The organism is Pseudomonas algeriensis, from assembly GCF_048847255.1.
Lineage (GTDB): Bacteria > Pseudomonadota > Gammaproteobacteria > Pseudomonadales > Pseudomonadaceae > Aquipseudomonas.
Genome location: NZ_JBKKRK010000003.1, coordinates 45,198 through 62,372, shown reverse-complemented (window position 1 = coordinate 62,372; position 17,175 = coordinate 45,198). Strand labels below are relative to the sequence as shown.

Annotated in this window: 12 protein-coding genes; 5 read left to right on the top strand and 7 right to left on the bottom strand. The window is 59.8% G+C overall.

Features of this window, described 5'->3' with window-relative positions; all coding sequences use genetic code 11:
* Positions 1-103: 103 nt before the first annotated feature.
* Both ACLK1G_RS05525 and ACLK1G_RS05520 read left to right on the top strand, forming a co-directional pair.
* On the top strand, positions 104-2,215 hold the full coding sequence (locus ACLK1G_RS05525) for an ATP-binding protein (protein ID WP_420764507.1): 2,112 nt from the start codon (positions 104-106) through the stop codon (positions 2,213-2,215).
* Between the two features lie 96 nt (positions 2,216-2,311).
* Positions 2,312-2,578 (top strand): hypothetical protein, encoded by a 267-nt coding sequence (locus tag ACLK1G_RS05520; protein ID WP_420764506.1) that lies wholly within the window; start codon positions 2,312-2,314, stop codon positions 2,576-2,578.
* 50 nt (positions 2,579-2,628) lie between these two features.
* On the opposite strand, the gene ACLK1G_RS05515 is transcribed toward ACLK1G_RS05520, so the two are convergent.
* Entirely contained in the window at positions 2,629-3,150 is a 522-nt protein-coding gene (locus tag ACLK1G_RS05515) for a DUF4142 domain-containing protein (RefSeq protein ID WP_420764505.1), read from the bottom strand.
* A gap of 216 nt (positions 3,151-3,366) precedes the next feature.
* Between ACLK1G_RS05515 and ACLK1G_RS05510 the strand changes: the two genes are divergently transcribed.
* A complete protein-coding gene (locus tag ACLK1G_RS05510) occupies positions 3,367-3,600 on the top strand; it encodes an HP1242/YdcH family protein (RefSeq protein ID WP_420764504.1) in 234 nt (77 codons plus the stop codon).
* A gap of 80 nt (positions 3,601-3,680) precedes the next feature.
* Here ACLK1G_RS05510 and ACLK1G_RS05505 read toward each other — a convergent pair whose 3' ends face one another.
* The 3 genes from ACLK1G_RS05505 to ACLK1G_RS05495 form a co-directional block, all read right to left on the bottom strand.
* A complete protein-coding gene (locus ACLK1G_RS05505) occupies positions 3,681-4,544 on the bottom strand; it encodes a LysR family transcriptional regulator (RefSeq protein ID WP_420764503.1) in 864 nt (287 codons plus the stop codon).
* Positions 4,545-4,647: 103 nt separating this feature from the next.
* On the bottom strand, positions 4,648-4,965 hold the full coding sequence (locus ACLK1G_RS05500) for an SCP2 sterol-binding domain-containing protein (protein WP_016774477.1): 318 nt from the start codon (positions 4,963-4,965) through the stop codon (positions 4,648-4,650).
* Positions 4,966-5,017: 52 nt separating this feature from the next.
* Entirely contained in the window at positions 5,018-5,728 is a 711-nt protein-coding gene (locus ACLK1G_RS05495; RefSeq protein ID WP_420764502.1) for a histidine phosphatase family protein, read from the bottom strand.
* A 227-nt stretch (positions 5,729-5,955) separates the two neighbouring features.
* Between ACLK1G_RS05495 and sohB the strand changes: the two genes are divergently transcribed.
* Positions 5,956-6,987: a protease SohB gene (gene sohB / locus ACLK1G_RS05490; protein WP_420764501.1), complete on the top strand. Its 1,032-nt coding sequence runs from the start codon at positions 5,956-5,958 to the stop codon at positions 6,985-6,987.
* Between the two features lie 220 nt (positions 6,988-7,207).
* On the opposite strand, the gene ACLK1G_RS05485 is transcribed toward sohB, so the two are convergent.
* From ACLK1G_RS05485 to ACLK1G_RS05475, 3 genes are all read right to left on the bottom strand, one after another.
* Positions 7,208-7,702, bottom strand: coding sequence for a DUF934 domain-containing protein (locus ACLK1G_RS05485; protein ID WP_420764500.1), 495 nt, complete (start codon positions 7,700-7,702; stop codon positions 7,208-7,210).
* On the bottom strand, positions 7,686-9,344 hold the full coding sequence (locus ACLK1G_RS05480; protein WP_420764499.1) for a nitrite/sulfite reductase: 1,659 nt from the start codon (positions 9,342-9,344) through the stop codon (positions 7,686-7,688). The genes ACLK1G_RS05485 and ACLK1G_RS05480 overlap by 17 nt, the downstream gene beginning before the upstream one ends.
* A 543-nt stretch (positions 9,345-9,887) precedes the next feature.
* Complete coding sequence (locus ACLK1G_RS05475) at positions 9,888-10,106, bottom strand: DUF2970 domain-containing protein (protein WP_024781254.1); 219 nt, start codon at positions 10,104-10,106, stop codon at positions 9,888-9,890.
* Positions 10,107-10,370: 264 nt separating this feature from the next.
* Between ACLK1G_RS05475 and ACLK1G_RS05470 the strand changes: the two genes are divergently transcribed.
* Complete coding sequence (locus ACLK1G_RS05470; RefSeq protein WP_420764498.1) at positions 10,371-17,156, top strand: NEL-type E3 ubiquitin ligase domain-containing protein; 6,786 nt, start codon at positions 10,371-10,373, stop codon at positions 17,154-17,156.
* Positions 17,157-17,175: the final 19 nt, after the last annotated feature.

Below are 17,175 nucleotides of genomic sequence, written 5' to 3'. Positions count from 1 at the left end.
CAGTCTGCATGAAACCAATTGCCAACCTCGCGCTCGAAGCACTAGCACAAGGGACTTGTGGTATGCCGCTTCCCTGCTGGTAGCTTGAGGTGAGAGACGTTCCATGAAGTTCTTATCCCAAAGTAACGGGTGTCCCGGTTGGGACGGAGAAATGGCCCGGCGCATCCGGGCCTACGATTGGCGTCGCACGGAGCTGGGTGCGATCGAGCACTGGTCCGCCAGCCTGCGCAGCGCGGTCCAACTGATGCTCGCTTCACCATTGCCGATGGTTATGCTGTGGGGCCGCCAGGGCTACATGATCTATAACGACGCCTATGCCGAATTCGCCGGCGGCCGCCATCCCTACCTGCTGGGGAGCGCGGTGGAGCTGGGATGGCCGGAGGTGGCCGAATTCAACCGCCACGTATTGGACGTGTGCCTGGGCGGCGGCACCTTGTCCTACCGCAACAAGGAGCTGGTGCTGCTGCGCGACGGCAAGCCCGAAGACGTCTGGTTGGATCTCTACTACAGCCCGGTCCCCGACGATGACCATTCGCCTGCCGGCGTGTTGGCGATTGTCGTGGAAACCACCGAGCTGGTGCTGAGCGAGCGGGCCCGGCAAGAGGCCGAGCGCAGCTACCGCGCGGTCAATGAGCGTATCCAATTGGCGCTTTCGGCCGGGCCGTTGCTGGGGTCGTTCGTCTGGGATATCGCCACCGACACGCTGTCTGGCGATGAACGTTTCGCCCGTACTTTCGGTTATCCGCCCGAGTGCCCGCTGGATGCACTGCCCATCCAGATCGCTCGCCAGCGCATCCATCCCGACGACATCGACGACGTCGAACAACGGGTCGACCTGACCGTGCGCACGGGCGCTCCCTACACCGCCGAATATCGCTTGCGCCGTGGCGAGGGCGATTACCTTTGGGTGCTGGCCAGCGGGCGATGCGAGTTCGATGCGTTGGGCAAGCCCCTGCGGTTTCCCGGCGTACTGATCGATATCAACGAGCGCAAGACCGCCGAAGCGTCGCTGCTCAAGTTCACCCGCGAGCTGGAACAACGCGTCGCCAGTGAAGTGCAGGCGCGGTTGGCGGCCGAGGAGCAGTTGCGTCAATCGCAGAAACTCGAGGCCATCGGCGGGCTCACCGGAGGCGTGGCCCATGACTTCAACAACCTGCTCCAGGTGATCGCCGGCAACCTGCACTTGCTGGCTCGCCACGAGCCTGACAATCCCAACGTCCAGCGGCGGGTCGGTGCATCCATCGAAGCCGTGGAGCGGGGCGCCAAGCTGTCGTCGCAGTTGCTGGCTTTCGCCCGTCGCCAGCCGTTGTCACCGGCGGTCTACAACCCTCGGCGCATCTATGAGGGCCTGGGTGAATTGTTGCAGCGAGCCCTGGGCGAAACCATCCGCATCGAGGTGGCGTTGCCTCCTGAGCCTTGGTGTATCCACGTCGATTGCAATCAGCTGGAAAACGCCCTGTTGAACCTGGCGATCAATGCCCGCGACGCCATGGGGGGCGAAGGTGTCATCAGAATGCTCGGGGAAAATATCGCCCTGGACGAATCGTCCTGTGCCGGCAAAGGAGTTGCGGCAGGGGATTACGTGCGACTCTCGGTGATCGATCATGGCGCGGGCATGGCGCCCGAAGTCCTGAACCAGGTCTTCGAGCCGTTTTTCACCACCAAGACCGACGGCCAAGGCACGGGGCTTGGATTGAGCATGGTGTTCGGGTTCGTCAAGCAGAGCGGCGGGCACATCGAAATTGCCAGCCACCCGGGCGAAGGCACTCAGGTGCATATGTATTTTCCCCGCAGCTACAAGCCCGAGTCCCCGGAACAGGCACCTCCCCGCGAGCTTCGATCCGGCCTGGAGGAAACCATCCTGGTGGTCGAGGACAACGACGACGTACGCGGCGCCTCGGTGGAGTTGTTGGAGCAGCTCGGCTATCGGACCCTGACCGCCGCCAACGGCGACGAGGCCATGAAATTGTTGCTCGATGGCGTCTCGGTGGATCTGATCTTCACCGATGTGGTCATGCCCGGCCTGATCAAGAGCTCCGACCTGGCGGCCTGGGCGAAGGTACAGACCCCGCCGGTGCCGGTCCTGTTCACGTCGGGACACACCCGGGACATCATCTCGCGCAATCACCAACTGAGCCCCGATACCCACCTGCTGAGCAAACCCTACACCCCGGATGCATTGGCGCGGATGGTCAGTTCGGCACTGGACGAGTGAGCCCGACGCGGTAAAAGAATGGAACCCAAGCCGCCGTCCTGCCTTCGAATAACCAGGGCCGATCACTATTCGGCCTGGTCATGAACGAGGTGTCTAATGAGCGACTCTGCAAATACTCAGCAACAAGGCCAGACGCAAACCCCGGCCTCGCGTAACGATCCGGCAATCGATCCTCAAGTGACGGATAACCAGCCTGCCAATCCGGCCGAAACACACGAGGCTCACAGTGCCGCCCGTGAGGTCGATCAGAAGAAAAATCATCAGGACAACGACAACACCTACAGCCCCGGTTTCAAGCCGGAACCGGATCGGCCTGGACCCGGTGACAAGACTGACGCTGATATCGACACAGCCGACAGCTGATCAATAAAAAAGCCCGACTCGAGAGTCGGGCTTTTTTATTCACGATGGCGTTATTTACTAGGGTGGGCCGCTTGAAGCTTCTTCGCCATTTCCAGGTGATGCTGCAGGTCCGGCAGCATTTTCTGGGCAAATGCCTTCAGTTCGGTACTGCCAGGCTTCTTATCGTCAGTGACGGTCTCAGCCTCTTTCTTGAACAGGGCGACGGTCTCTTCGTGAGCCATCACTTGGTTATTTGCATAGGCCGGATCGAAGGACTCATCGCGCACGTCAAGAATCTTGGCCTTGGCCTTTTTCATCAACGTGGTGTCGTCTGGTACTTCGATGTCATGTTTTTTCGCCAGCGCCTTCAGCTCTTCGTTGGCTTTGGTGTGGTCGGCAATCATTTTGTTGGCGAACTCCTTGATGTCCGCCGATTGGCTTTTTTGCAGCGCCAGTTTGCCGGTTTCGATCTCCGCAATGCCGCCGGCCGCCGCGTTGTCGACAAAGTCGCTGGAAGTCGCGGCCCATGCCATGCCCATGCTGCTACTCAGGGCAACAGCCAGGCCGAGTTGACGCAGGGTAAATCTGTCCATAGGTCAGTCTCCACACAGGTTGTACAGGTGATTCTCTGGGTACTGATCAATGGAGGGAAAAGCTCGGGGGAAGGTTTTATCGGAACGCGTCGTGGCACGACGAACGGTCACCGCTGGTCGGATTGGCGGTCGACAGAACCCGATCGGCAAGGCCATGCTGCTGACAGGCAGTGCCCAGAAAAGCACTTGTCACCGAACTCACGAAGGAGGTGCTCCATGCCGGTGTCCCATGATCTCTGCCAGGATCTGAAGTGCACAGAAGACGACATTCAGAAAAAACGCGAAAAGGACAAGGATCTCGACGCGCTGATCACTCGATATTCGAAAATCGATACAAAAGTCGTGAAGGCTGAAAAACCCACCGCCGTAGTGACCGACGACGACCTGGATAAGCTCAAGAAAGAACGGTTGCGGATCAAGGACGACATCGCCGCGCTGATGCAAAAGTAGCGATGACGGTTATCCCCTGAGCGCTTTTTGTGGCGAGGGAGCTTGCTCCCGCTGGGCCGCGAAGCGGCCCACCCAATCCATTATCCCAGCGGATCCCAGCGCTGAGACCAGTCGCTGCCAGTCTTGACGATGTCCCGCAGCACGTCGAACGCCTGCTGCAACGCGGCCGAATCCCGGTCCCTTGAATACACCAGGTAGGTCGGGTAATTGAATTCCGGCGCCTTGGGCACTCGCTCCAGAATGCCGCTGTCCAGGTAGCTCTGCACGACCCGAGTGCGGAAATAACCGCTGCCGCCGTTTTCCAGGATGTACTGCAACGCCAGGGGCCCAAGATTGAAGGTCACCGCGGCCTTGGCCTTGTCCGGCAGCGCCGTGTCGTGCTGGCGACGGAAATCGGCACTCCAGTCGATGTACACGTAAGGTTCGGGACGAGCGGCCAGGCGCACCAGGATCAGTTTTTCTTCCAGCAACTGCTCAACCTGGAGCCGCGGCCAGTACTCGGGCTGATACACCACCGCCGCGTCCAGCAGGCCCAGCTCCAGTTGCTGCAGCAGGTTTTCGCCGTCGCGGATGTCCATGCGCAGGGCATGGCCGGGAATTTTCTGGCGCAGCTCGCCGGCCCAGGCAAGCATCAAGGGGTTGCACAGGCTGACTTCGCCGCCCAGGTGCAAGACGTTGCGATAGCCCTCTGGCAGCGGCAGGTCACGGCGGGCGGCCTCCCACGTTTGCACAAGCTGGTTGGCATAGACCACGAAGGCTTCGCCATCACTGGTCAGTCGCGCGCCGGCCCGATTGCGCACGAACAACCCGCAGCCAAGTTGGCTTTCAAGCTTCTGGACCCGGGCGGTGATTGCCGTCTGGGTGACGTGCAGTTTCTCTGCCGCGGCGGCGAGGCTGCCGTGGCGGACGATTTCCAGGAAAGTGCGAGCGAGGTCGATGTCCATGTTCAGGCCGAGGCGGGGTGAACGAGCATTGTAAGGTTTGCGGCGAGAAACAAAAAATCCCGCCACAAGGGCGGGATTTGGATACAGCCAGGGCGACCTGATCTCAGGACGGGAACAGCTCGGACAGTTTCATCGACAGCATCATGTCGCCTTCAACGCGCAGCTTGCCGCCCATGAATGCTTGCATGCCGTCGGTTTCGCCGCTGACGATGTCCTTGAGGGTCTGACTGTCCAGGACCAGCGTGCAGTTGGCGTCTGGATTCTCGCCTTCCTGGATGTCGCAGGTGCCGTCCTTCACGATCAGGGCGTACTGCTTGTCTTCGTCGGTGATGTTGAAACCGAATACCAGGTCCAGGCCGGCAGCGGCGGCTGGGTTGAACTTGGCTTGCATGGCTTTTACGGCGTCGGCTACGGAGGTCATGGTTTCGATCCTTATTCGGGGTAATACAGCAGGGGTCTACAGCAAACCGGACTCAGCGGAAGGTGATGAGGTCCGGGATCTTCAGCAGTTGCAGGTGCGCATGACTGTTGAAGGAAGCCAGGGCCACCTCGCGGCCCCTGAATTTCAGCTGGTTGAGCGAGGTGTTGACGATCTGCCAGTTCAACTCGAAGGCCTGCCTGGCGGGCATCTGGGTAATCAGGTGGAGCAGGGCGGTGATGGTCCCGCCGGAGGTGAACACGGCGATCTTGTGCGTCTTGTCGGCGTTGTCGAGGATGCGGTGCAGGCCAGCCTGGACCCGTTCGACGAAACCCAGCCAGCTCTCCAGCCCCGGAGGGTCGTAGCGGCCGCTGAGCCAGCGCTCGACGATCAAGGCGAAGATGCGCTGGAACTCGGCGCGGTTCTGCGCGGCGTTGCGCAAAATGTCGAGGGCCTCGGGCTCCTGGGGGAGCATGTCCGGGAGCAGGGCGCGGATGACCGCGTCGGCATCGAATTCGTTGAAGGCGGCGTCGATTTCCAGTTCCGGAACCGGCAGGCCGGCGGCGCTCATCTGGCCCAGCGCGCCAGTGGCGGTGTCCTGTTGGCGACGCAGGTCGCCCGAGAGGCAGCGGTCGAACACGACACCGAGCTGCGCCAGGTGGCTGCCCAGCACTTGCGCCTGGCGTATGCCGTTGGGCGAGAGGACATCGTAGTCGTCCGCACCAAAGGAGGCCTGGCCATGTCGAATCAGATAAATGCTGCCCACGTCCGCGTCATCCCGGTACGTTGAAGGTTTGGCGAGGTTATGAGGATGGCGATGGCGTGTCAATGAAAAAACATACGCTTGTTTGAAATGGCCGTTACCGCGTTATCCAGGCTCGTCCGAGCTAACGTAACCACAGATTTCATGGCTGGTAGCAGGGCAAGCGCATGGGTATGCTGGCAGCGTTACGCGCCTGCGTTCAAATGGCGCATTGCATTTAAGGAGTCGCTGTGGAGTTTTTCGTCGAATACGCCGGTTTCCTGGCCAAGACGGTCACGCTGGTCATCGCCATCCTGGTGGTCATGGCCAGTTTCGCTGCGCTGCGCAGCAAGGGGCGGCGCAAGTCGGTGGGGCAGCTGCAGGTCAGCAAGCTCAACGATTTCTACAAAGGGTTGCGCGAGCGCCTGGAGCAGACGCTGCTGGACAAGGAGCAGCTCAAGGCCCTGCGCAAGAGCGAAGGCAAGGCTGAAAAGGCCGAAAAAAAGCAGAAGGACAAACCGGCTGCCAAGCCTCGGGTCTTCGTGCTGGATTTCGACGGTGACATCAAGGCCTCCGCCACCGAAAGCCTGCGTCATGAAATCACCGCGCTCCTGACCCTGGCGACGCCCAAGGACGAGGTCGTGCTGCGCCTGGAAAGCGGCGGCGGCATGGTCCACAGCTACGGCCTGGCCTCGTCGCAGCTGGCGCGGATCCGCCAGGCGGGCGTACCGTTGACGGTGTGCATCGACAAGGTGGCGGCCAGCGGCGGTTACATGATGGCGTGCATCGGCGAGAAGATCATCAGCGCCCCGTTTGCGATTCTCGGTTCCATCGGCGTCGTGGCGCAGTTGCCCAACGTCAATCGCCTGCTGAAGAAACACGACATCGATTTCGAGGTGCTGACCGCCGGCGAATACAAGCGAACGTTGACGGTGTTTGGCGAGAACACGGAAAAGGGCCGGGAAAAATTCCAGGAAGACCTGGACATTACCCATGCGCTGTTCAAGAACTTTGTCGCCACGTACCGCCCGCAGCTGGCGATCGATGACGTTGCCACAGGTGAAGTGTGGTTGGGTGTCGCGGCGCTGGAAAAGCGCTTGGTGGACGAGCTGAAAACCAGCGACGAGTACCTGGCCGAAAGGGCCAAGGGTGCCGAGCTGTACCACCTGCACTATGCCGAACGCAAAAGCCTGCAGGAACGCATCGGCATGGCGGCAAGCGGTTCGGTGGATCGTGTGCTGCTCAGTTGGTGGAGCCGCCTGACCCAGCAGCGGTTTTGGTAATTCGAGGCGGGTGGCCACCACTAAACCCCGTGGGAGCGAGCTTGCTCGCGATGGCGGCGGTACATTCAACATCACCTGCCCAGGCAAACCGCTATCGCGAGCAAGCTCGCTCCAACATGGGGCCAAGGCGGGCTGAAGATTAGGTTCTGCTCTCAATATCCTTCAACAAACAAAGCCCTGAACCGGTCACCCGGTCCAGGGCTTTTTTGTGTATCAGGTATCAGCGACGACGAAACAGCGGCAGCGGTTCGTCACTGGCCGCCTGATAAGTCACCGAGAAGTCCTTGAGGCTTTCGAGGGCTTCGTACGGGTCTTTATCGGCGCGAAGGGCAAAGGCGTCGAAACCGCAGCGGCGCATGTAGAACAACTGGTCGCGCAGCACGTCGCCAATGGCCCGCAGTTCACCCTTGAAGCCGTAGCGTTCACGCAACAGACGGGCATTGGAGTAGCTGCGCCCGTCGGTGAAGGCCGGGAAGTTCAGGGCGATGACCTGGAGCTGATTGGCGTCATCTCCGATTTCCTCGGCTTCCTCGTCGGCGTCTAGCCACACACCCAGGCCGCCATCGCGGGCCTTGAGGGCGTGGGCGTGATCGCGCCACAGGGCCAGGGGCACGATCAGGTCGTCGCAATTGGAGATGCCATCGAGGGTCGCGTCCTTGGGCAGCAGGTGCCAGGTCTCGTCGATGACTTCGTTGTTCTTAATGATTCGCTGCATAGACGCGTTCCTTGAAGAGGTCGATGCCGATACGTTGATAAGTGTCGATGAAACGCTCGTCTTCGGTACGTTGTTCAATGTACACGTCGATCAGTTTCTCGATCACATCCGGCATGTCGTCCTGGGCAAACGATGGCCCGAGGATCTTGCCCAGGCTGGCGTCGCGGCTGCCGCTGCCACCGAGGGAGACCTGGTAGAACTCTTCGCCTTTCTTGTCCACGCCCAGGATGCCGATGTGGCCAACGTGGTGGTGACCACAGGCGTTCATGCAACCGGAAATGTTCAGGTCCAGCTCACCGATATCGAACAGGTAGTCCAGGTCGTCGAAGCGGCGCTGGATCGATTCGGCGATCGGGATCGATTTGGCGTTTGCCAGGGAGCAGAAATCACCGCCCGGGCAGCAGATCATGTCGGTCAGCAGGCCGATGTTCGGGGTGGCGAAACCTTGTTCGCGCAGCTCGCCCCACAGGGTGAACAACTGGCTCTGTTCAACATCGGCCAGGATGATGTTCTGCTCGTGGGAGGTGCGCAGTTGGCCGAAACTGTAGCGATCGGCCAGGTCGGCGACGGCGTCCAGTTGCTTGTCGGTGATATCGCCTGGCGCCACGCCGGTCGGTTTCAGCGACAGGGTCACCGCGACATAGCCGGGCTTCTTGTGAGCCAGCGTGTTACGGGTACGCCAGCGGGCGAAACCTGGATGCTCCTTGTCGAGGGCGGCGAGTTCCGCATCCTGGTTGCCCAGGGCCTTGTAGTCCGGGTCGACGAAGTGCTTGGCCACACGGTGGACTTCGGCTTCGGTCAGGGTGGTCTGGCCGCCGCGCAGGTGGACCATTTCGGCCTCGACCTTTTCGGCGAACACTTCAGGCGTCAGGGCCTTGACCAGGATCTTGATCCGCGCCTTGTACTTGTTGTCGCGACGGCCGTAGCGGTTGTATACCCGCAGGATGGCGTCGAGGTAGCTCAGCAGGTCCTGCCATGGCAGGAACTCGTTGATGAACGCACCGACCACCGGCGTACGGCCCAGGCCTCCACCCACCAGTACACGGAAGCCCAGCTCGCCGGCGGCGTTGTAGACCGTTTCCAGGCCGATGTCATGGACTTCGATGGCCGCGCGGTCCGAGCTCGAGCCGTTGATGGCGATCTTGAACTTGCGCGGCAGGTAGGCGAATTCCGGGTGGAACGTGGTCCATTGACGGACGATTTCGCACCATGGACGTGGGTCGATCAGCTCATCGGCCGCGACGCCGGCAAACTGGTCGGTGGTGACGTTGCGCAGGCAGTTGCCGCTGGTCTGGATCGCGTGCATCTGCACGGTGGCCAGTTCGGCGAGGATCTCAGGCACGTCTTCCAGCGCCGGCCAGTTGTACTGGACGTTCTGCCGGGTACTGATGTGGGCGTAGCCCTTGTCGTAGTCGCGGGCAATCTGCGCCAGCTTGCGCACCTGGCGCGAGGTCAGTTGGCCATAGGGCACCGCCACGCGCAGCATCGGCGCGAAGCGTTGGATATACAGGCCATTCTGCAAGCGCAGAGGGCGGAATTCTTCTTCGCTCAGCTCGCCTGCCAGATAGCGTCGGGTCTGATCACGGAACTGCTTGACGCGGTCCTCGATGATCCGCTGATCGTACTCGTCATATACGTACATATAAGTCTCGGTCTCAGGCTTGGGCCGATCAGAAACAGCTGCGTCTTGGCTCGCTGGAATCGGGTTCTGCCTCGGCAATTCTGCGCGCACGGCCGCGCACTCCTAGAGGAGCCGATGCAAGATACCTGTTTTGAGTTATGCGCAAAAGTGATGTTTGAGTATATGTAAAGAACGAAATCGACTAATGAGATAAGTTATCGGCTAATCCACATTTGTCGTGCGGGCAATCATCGTCTTAACTGTGGTCGAGTCCCTATGCAATCACCTACAAAACCGACAAGAGGCGATGCAATGAGCAATTCGACCAAAGCAAGGAAAAGCGACAGTACCGTTGATGCCTGGGCCATTTTGTTCCTGATTATCCTGGTGGTGGGCACGGCGGTGTTCTGGGTCAGTCATCAATAATTTTCAACTCAACGCGCAACGCAATGTGGGAGCGAGCCTGCTCGCGATAGCGGTGTGTCAGTCGCTTCATGTTTGACTGAACAATCGCTATCGCGAGCAGGCTCGCTCCCACAGGGTCATGTATGGTGTTGAAGGGAGCTACAACCCCGCCAGATGCACCACCAGCTTGACGATGCCAAACAGCGTCAAGGCGAAGATCACCGTGAAAGCGATCCCCAGTATCACGAAGTGACTCGGCTTGCCGTGGGTGAAATCGCGGGCGCGGTTCTTGCCGCTCTGCACACCAAAAGCCGCGGCGAGCACGCTGTGCATCATCTGCAACAGGGTGGGCGGCTTGTTGTCGACTGGATCGTCCATAAATCCCTCGCTGAAAATCGGTTCCCACCCAGCATAGTCAATCTGCGCCTTCGTGGAGGGTTCGGCCATGCTTGGGGATTCGTTACGATGTTTTCCGACGGCCTATAACTATCTACCGCCGATGCGGCTCGCCGAACGGGTCTGCTGTCGCTTCATTCAAAGGAGCGATGTATGCCACCGAATTCCACACGCAACCCGAAGAAAAAACCACAGCCAGGGTCACGGGCCACGGAGAGTGTGCACGCAGACTTTCTGGAGACTGCCATGCCTGCATGGCTTATCGAAGCATCGACACAACGCCGGCAGGCGCTGAAACAAGCCGGAACGCAAAAGCCCGCCTGGTATACGAATGCTTCGCCAGACCAGCGTAAGGTCGTGGACGCCTGCTTCAAGGAAAGTGCTGCCGCACGGATTCATCTGGATAAGACGATGTCGTCGTTCCGGGACATCGACACGTTCGCCAAGCCGTTGTTGGTCCAGGCATTAAAAGATCAGTTCGGAGTCGAGGCGGATGTCGACAAGACCTGGCTATGCCTCAGAAGAGCAATGGAAATGGGGTTGTTCAAGACGGAACTGAGCACGTTCGAAGTGTTGGCGTTGCCCATGCTACAGGCCGCGCTGCACAACTTCGAAAGCTGGGAGTGTGACCCCCATGCCTACCATCACAGTTCTGGATTCGTCATGAAAGCAGGCACACACGGCACAGGCTCTTCCGTGGTACTGAACGTGTCGGTCGGTCAGTTCCTCAAGCTGTGCCGCAGCCTGGATATCGGTACGAAGTACCAGACCTATCTCAAGTCTTTTTTCTATCCGGCTGACGCCGCGACCGAAACGACGCTTCGCGAGCATTTCATTGCCAACCAGAAAGCCGCGATGAGGGCCGCCGCCGAGCAAGCGTTGTTGGCGAAGGATATCGAGCCCAAGGATCACGCGATGATCCTCTCGGTCATCAATGGCGAGAACAATCCTCGGATAGGCAATACGCCGGTCTGGTTCGAGGACATGACGTTGATGAAGCAGAGGATGGTGGGCTGCGTCGCGTTTACTCCTTGCGAAATAGATCGCTACAGCGACGAAGTCATTCTCTACGTTCCCCATGACCCCAAGCATCCGCTAAAGCGATACAACGGCGATCAACTGAAAACCCGTTTCAAGCAATTGCTCACCACCCCGGATACGGCGCGACCAGACACCGGTCCCACGCCTTACCAGCGTTTTTTCAGTCAGTTCGTTCCCTACGACAAGCGACCTTATTTCTTCAGCCAGTTTGTCCGGCAGGCTGCCGACTCCCCAGGGGATAAATTGCGCTGGATCGCTGAGCCCATGAATGACTGGGCGGCTATCCTGGGGCCTGTCCGGCATTTGGTGAGCGTTAATCAGTTCCCCCCTAAGCATCCCAAAATGGAGCGCGAACCCAACCCCTACATCGCGCCCTCGTCGGTGGGCCAGAAAGGCCGCGTATTGTGGGCCGATAACCTCGATCCGTGGCAGTACCTCTATGACCGGCACCGTGAACAGGTACTGGCCGATGCGCGCAGCCATGCGGTCCCCACGAATGATGTCGACGCCAAGGCGAGGGCAGCGAAACTGGCCAGCCTCCTGCAGCTAGGGCTGTTTGCTGTGAACATCGCGTCCATGTTCGTTCCGGTGCTGGGCGAGGTGATGATGGTTTTCATGGCCGAACAGCTGCTGTACGAAACCCTTGAAGGTGCGGTGGAGTGGGGCGAGGGTGACAAACGGGCAGCCAGGGCCCACTTGGTCGATATCGCCGAAAACCTGGCAATGATGGCCGTGATGGCCGGTGCGGGCGCAGGAATCGGCAAGCTGGCCGCGATCAAGGCGGAGCCGGTGATCGAGCGTCTTGAGCCCGTGACATTGCCCAATGGCGAAACACGCCTGTGGAAACCCGACCTGAGTCGCTATGAGCGTGCGGTCACACTCGACAGCACGAATGTTCCGAACGCGTTGGGCCAATACCAAATCGATGGGAAGACCTATATCCGTCAGGGTGACAAGGTCTACGAGCAGTTTTTTGATGCATCGGTGCACAAATGGCGCATCAGACATCCGACCGACGATGCGGCCTATCAACCCATCCTCTTGCATAACGGCGCTGGCGCCTGGCGCCATTCCCTGGAGCGCCCGATGACCTGGGATCGCCTGACGCTGCTCAGGCGCATCGGTCATGAGACTGCGGTATTTTCCGATGACGTGCTGCTCAGGCTCGCGGACATCAGCGGTGTCAGCGACAACACACTACGCAAAATGCACATGGACCTAGCGCCGCCGCCTCCCGAACTGAAGGATGCGATGCGCCTGTTCAAGACGGATGCCGAGGCAGGCCGCGTGATCGGCCAGCCGCAAGACGCAACGGAATCTGTCACCCGTTCGCAGGTATTCGACAGGCTGTACAAAGGCACGGAAGCTGCGGACGCTCGAATTCGCACGTTGCAGCTTGAGTGCCCGGGCCTTAGCGAGGCCGCCGCCCAAGAGGTGATCGCCCATGGCCGGGCTGCGGATCTCGCCCGTCTGGACGCGACGCGGCGCGCGCCGCTGAACCTATTGGAAGAGGCGCGTTGGTATGCGCGACAAGGACGCCAGGTGCGGGCGTACGCAGGGTTGCGCAGCGAAAATATCCCTTCGGCCGACAGTCGGCGACTGGCATTGCGAGCCCTGGAAAAACTGCCGGGATGGCCGGATACGCTGCGTCTGGAAGTGCGTGAGGGAGGCGTCGAAGGGGCTTTGCTTGACAGCATCGGCGCTGAAGATGCACCGCAGAAAAAATACTTGATCAAAAACGGACCTCGTTATCAGGCGCTCAACGAATTGGGGCAGCTCCCTGACACGGGCGGCAACTTCTACCGTTCGATTCTCCGGGCGCTGCCTGAGGAGGCGTCTTCTGCACTGGGGCTGTCGGATGTCGAGCAAGGCGCCGTACTGCAACGCAAGGTCATCGAATACGCAGACGTGCACCACAAGGCAATGACATCGTTCCTTGAACCTCATGCCAAACGTTTCAAGCCGCCGATCCGCGTAAGCGCGACGCTCAAGGGTTACTACGCGAGTGGACGAGGGCAGGGGCTGGATCCGTCCCTCAGGGCACGGGTGGAAGAGCTTTATCCAGGCGCGGAGCAAACCGATGCCTTTTTCAGGCAACAGCAGGGCAAGACAGATCGACAGATCTATTCGCTATTGCAAATTCGCCAGCGTGAGTGGCAGTCGCTCAATGACACGCTCGACCTTTGGCGGGGGCCTTCTACAGGCAGTCCTGCCGATTTCCACAGGCGTCAATTTGCGCAGGCGCTCACGGAGAGCTGGCGCAATGGACCGCTGGCGCAAGACTCGGCCGAAGCGGCGCGACTATCGCTTTCCACCGAGGTGCCGCCGCCTGAAATGCCCTTCGATTTTCCGCACGTGCGTGAATTGTCGTTGGTCGGCAACGGCCTGACAGACGCCAACGTGGATGCGTTCCTGGTGCGCTTCCCTGGCGTCACGAGATTGTCGATTGGCGGTCGGGAACGCCAATACATCGGTTCTCTTTTCGCCCAAGCGCAGCACTTGACCATCTTGCCGCAGGCGGTGAGCCAGATGCCGGGGCTCACCAGCCTGCGATTCTCTACGGCTGCTTCCTCATTGGCAGAGGATTTCCCGGCGACGCTCACCAGGCTGACCTCACTGGAGACGTTACATCTCGATTATTCAGGTTTCGATGCAGCGGTCATTGGTGATCTCGACCTGACACCGTTGAATCATTTGCGGAGTTTGACCATCGAGGCGCCCCAGGCCCTGACGCAATGGCCCGAATATGTGCAGCGTCTTCCTTTGCTCGAACGCCTGGACCTGGTGCGCACATCGATCCATACGTTGCCTGATTGGCTATACGAAGGTCGTGAAGCGCTGTGGCCAGGCATGTCGCTCAATTGGTCGGCGCTGACCCCGGAGTCGTTCGCGCGTGCCTACCGGTACGTCCGCGATTATGCCGGTGAGTTCGGCCATCTGGCCGATGTGGACCAGATGGTCGACGGGTACTGTCGCGGGCAATTGCGATTGCTCATTGGTGAGGCGGAATTCTATGGGCGCCTGCCGGAGCGATTCGACAGCACTCTGCATACTCACCAGTCACGCTTTGACGCGGTAGAGGCCATCAGGGCGGAACACGATGAAATTTTTGCGCAGTATGAGGTGACGGGGCCGGAAACATCGACGCCTTCGATGCCTTCGACACTGTGGTGGCGGGGCGGTGGACCCCTGTTCCGAGCCTTGCGAGACAGCTGGCGTCGTGCGGTTCGCCAACGTCTCGATTTACCGACGACTGAAATCGCAACGCTCGAATTGCCGCCATTCGAATCGAGTCTTCCCGCTAAAAAGCTGACAACGCTTCCGGTGCTGCCGGCCGGCAGCTTTTCCCATGTGGAAACGTTGCGCCTGGGATCGTTGGATGTTCCTGCCGCGCAGGCACGTAGCTTTTTTAGAGCATTCACCGGTACGCGGACATTGGATATCAGCGGCAACGGCTTCAGCGAATTGCCTTTTGCCGCCGAAGACTTGCCGGCCTTGAAACAACTCGACTTGCGCGATAACAACCTGCTCGCCACGCCTGCGGTCCAGGCGCAGTTCAATGGCTTGCAGACAGTTGAACAACTGAACCTGGAGAACAATCCCCTCAACGGTTTCGATGTCAGTGCCTTGACCCAACTCAGGGCTTTGAACCTCAGGTCAACCCGGCTGCAAGCTTGGCCAACCGGTGCCGAGAGCTTGCCGAACCTGTCCTGGCTCGACTTGCGGGACAACCAGATCCAATCGCTCTCACCCGCCGCGCTGGCCAGCGACGACATCCTGCTGAAGGTCGATGTGACCGGCAACCCCTTCAATCCCGAAGGCGAGGCGGCGCTGGGCGAGGCACAACGACGGGTCGAGGATGCGAGAGGGCTTCCCCATGGCGCTTTGGCTCGATTCTCCGGGGAGACTGTACCGTCCGAGTTCCCGCCGACAGAAACGAGTTGGTCCACGGCTCGACATCTATTGGCGCTCCCCGAGGCGTCGGCAGTGGTCGAGGGCGATGCCGGGCGGCAGCTTCGCCTGAAGCGGCTGGATCCGCTCCTGACACAGCGACAGTCGGTCCTGGTGCTGGAGCGATGGCGTGAACAGGGCATGACCGACGGGCAAATCGACAGTCAGATCAACCAGTGGCACCAGGCGTATATTTCGCTGACGCGTCGATTGAATGGCTGGCTTTTTATCCGGGAAATACGCGTAGCCAGGGGCTCCGTGTCCGCGCAAAGCCGCGCCCTTGCGGCGGGGAGCATTCGCGAGGCGTGGCAAAGAGAATTGATGCGTTACGGTGGCCCAGGGCAGACACTCAGCCTGCATGGCCTGCAGCTAGGCGACTTGCCTGAGCTGGTCGATTCGATTCCTGGGGTGACGATGCTGGATCTTTCAGGCGTCCTGATAACCGAACAAGGTTCAAACGGTTTCCTCGGGGCTTTTCCTCAGCTGAGACACCTGGACCTGGGCAGCAATGAACTGAGCGCCGTACCGGATGCCGTCCTGCAAATGCCGCAATTGGAGCACTTGGGGTTTGGGTACAACAATTTGCCGTCGGGGGCGGCTTACCCGTTATTGACCCATGGTCGCCTGCGTTCGCTGAACCTCAGCACCAACGGATTGAGAGCATTCGATCCACCGGACTTTGGTCGGATCGAATCGCTGGATCTCAGTTATAACGAGTTATCAGACTGGCCCAGCCATCTGCTGGATGCGCAAGACCTGAGGGAGCTGAACGTGAGCGGCAACGAGTTCACGGACCTTGCGCCGGACTTGCTCGATGGCAGTCATGAAACACTCGTGGCCGGAATGGACCTGAGTGATAACGAAGACCTGTCGCTTCCCACCCTTCAAGCACTGAGGGATTACCTGGAAGAAAATAACCACGAAGAAGTCATGGGCCTTTCCCGAGAAGAACTCGATGAATGGATCGCCGGATTGGAAGCGCCGCAAGGCAATGGTTCTGATTTTGATGACGACTCGGATGGCGGTGGAGACGGCAACTTCCATCAGGATCCTCATGCCGTCTTCCCTGAGGCCGAGCCTGTTCTCAATCCGGCAGGCGATACGTCGGCGCAGGCGCTGAAGCAATGGCTGGTCGGCTCCAGCGGTGATCAGATGACGGCTCGGAAGAAAATCTGGACGCAACTGGCCGAGGAAAACGATCACGAACGACTTTTCCAGTTGCTCGCCCACTTGTGTAACACCATCGATTTCAGGCGTAGCCGCGCGGCATTGACGCAACGGGTATGGAACGTCCTGGAAGCGGCCAGCGAAAACGGCGAACTGCGCCAGTTGCTGTTTCAGAGCGCCGAAACCCACGGCACCTGCATCGACGGACGCATCTTGACGTTCAGCGAGCTGGAGGTTCGTGTGTTTGTCTATCAAGCGTTGCGCGACATTCCTCTCGGCAGCCTGGAGCGCAGGGGGCGGGCGCTGCTGCGCTTGTCCCGTCAGCTGTTTCGGCTGGACCGGGTCGATACGTTGGCCGAAGCGAACGGGCAAGGCATGGACCGGGCAGAGGTCCGCCTGCGCTATCGCATTGGCCTGACGAGTGGATGGGGCGACGGAATCGATTTGCCAGGACAGCCTGAACACATGGCCTATGGTGTGCCGGTCACCGAAGCGCAACTGGAGCAGGTGCGCGACTCGGTACTTGAGGCGGAGCAGGGCGATGAACTGCTCAAGGACATGTTGTCGCGTGAATACTGGACGAGCTACCTCCGGGAGCGTTACCCAGAACAAATGCGCGAAATAGATGATGCGACCTACCAGCGGCGCGAGGATCTTCTGAACGAGCTGGAGGACCGTCGCGACGAAGGTGATATCGATGCGCACGAGTATGGCCGGCAATTGAATGCCAAGAGCAAGGAAATCGACGATCTTGAAAGGCAGGCGTTGGTCGAGCTGACCCGAAAAGAGATGGGCGTATTGGAGGGCGTCGCCGAAGAGTCGGAGCCACCGCGCAGCGGCTCGCCTCAGCCCGGACCCTCACGCCGTAACTGATACGCAGCCGTGGCGATGA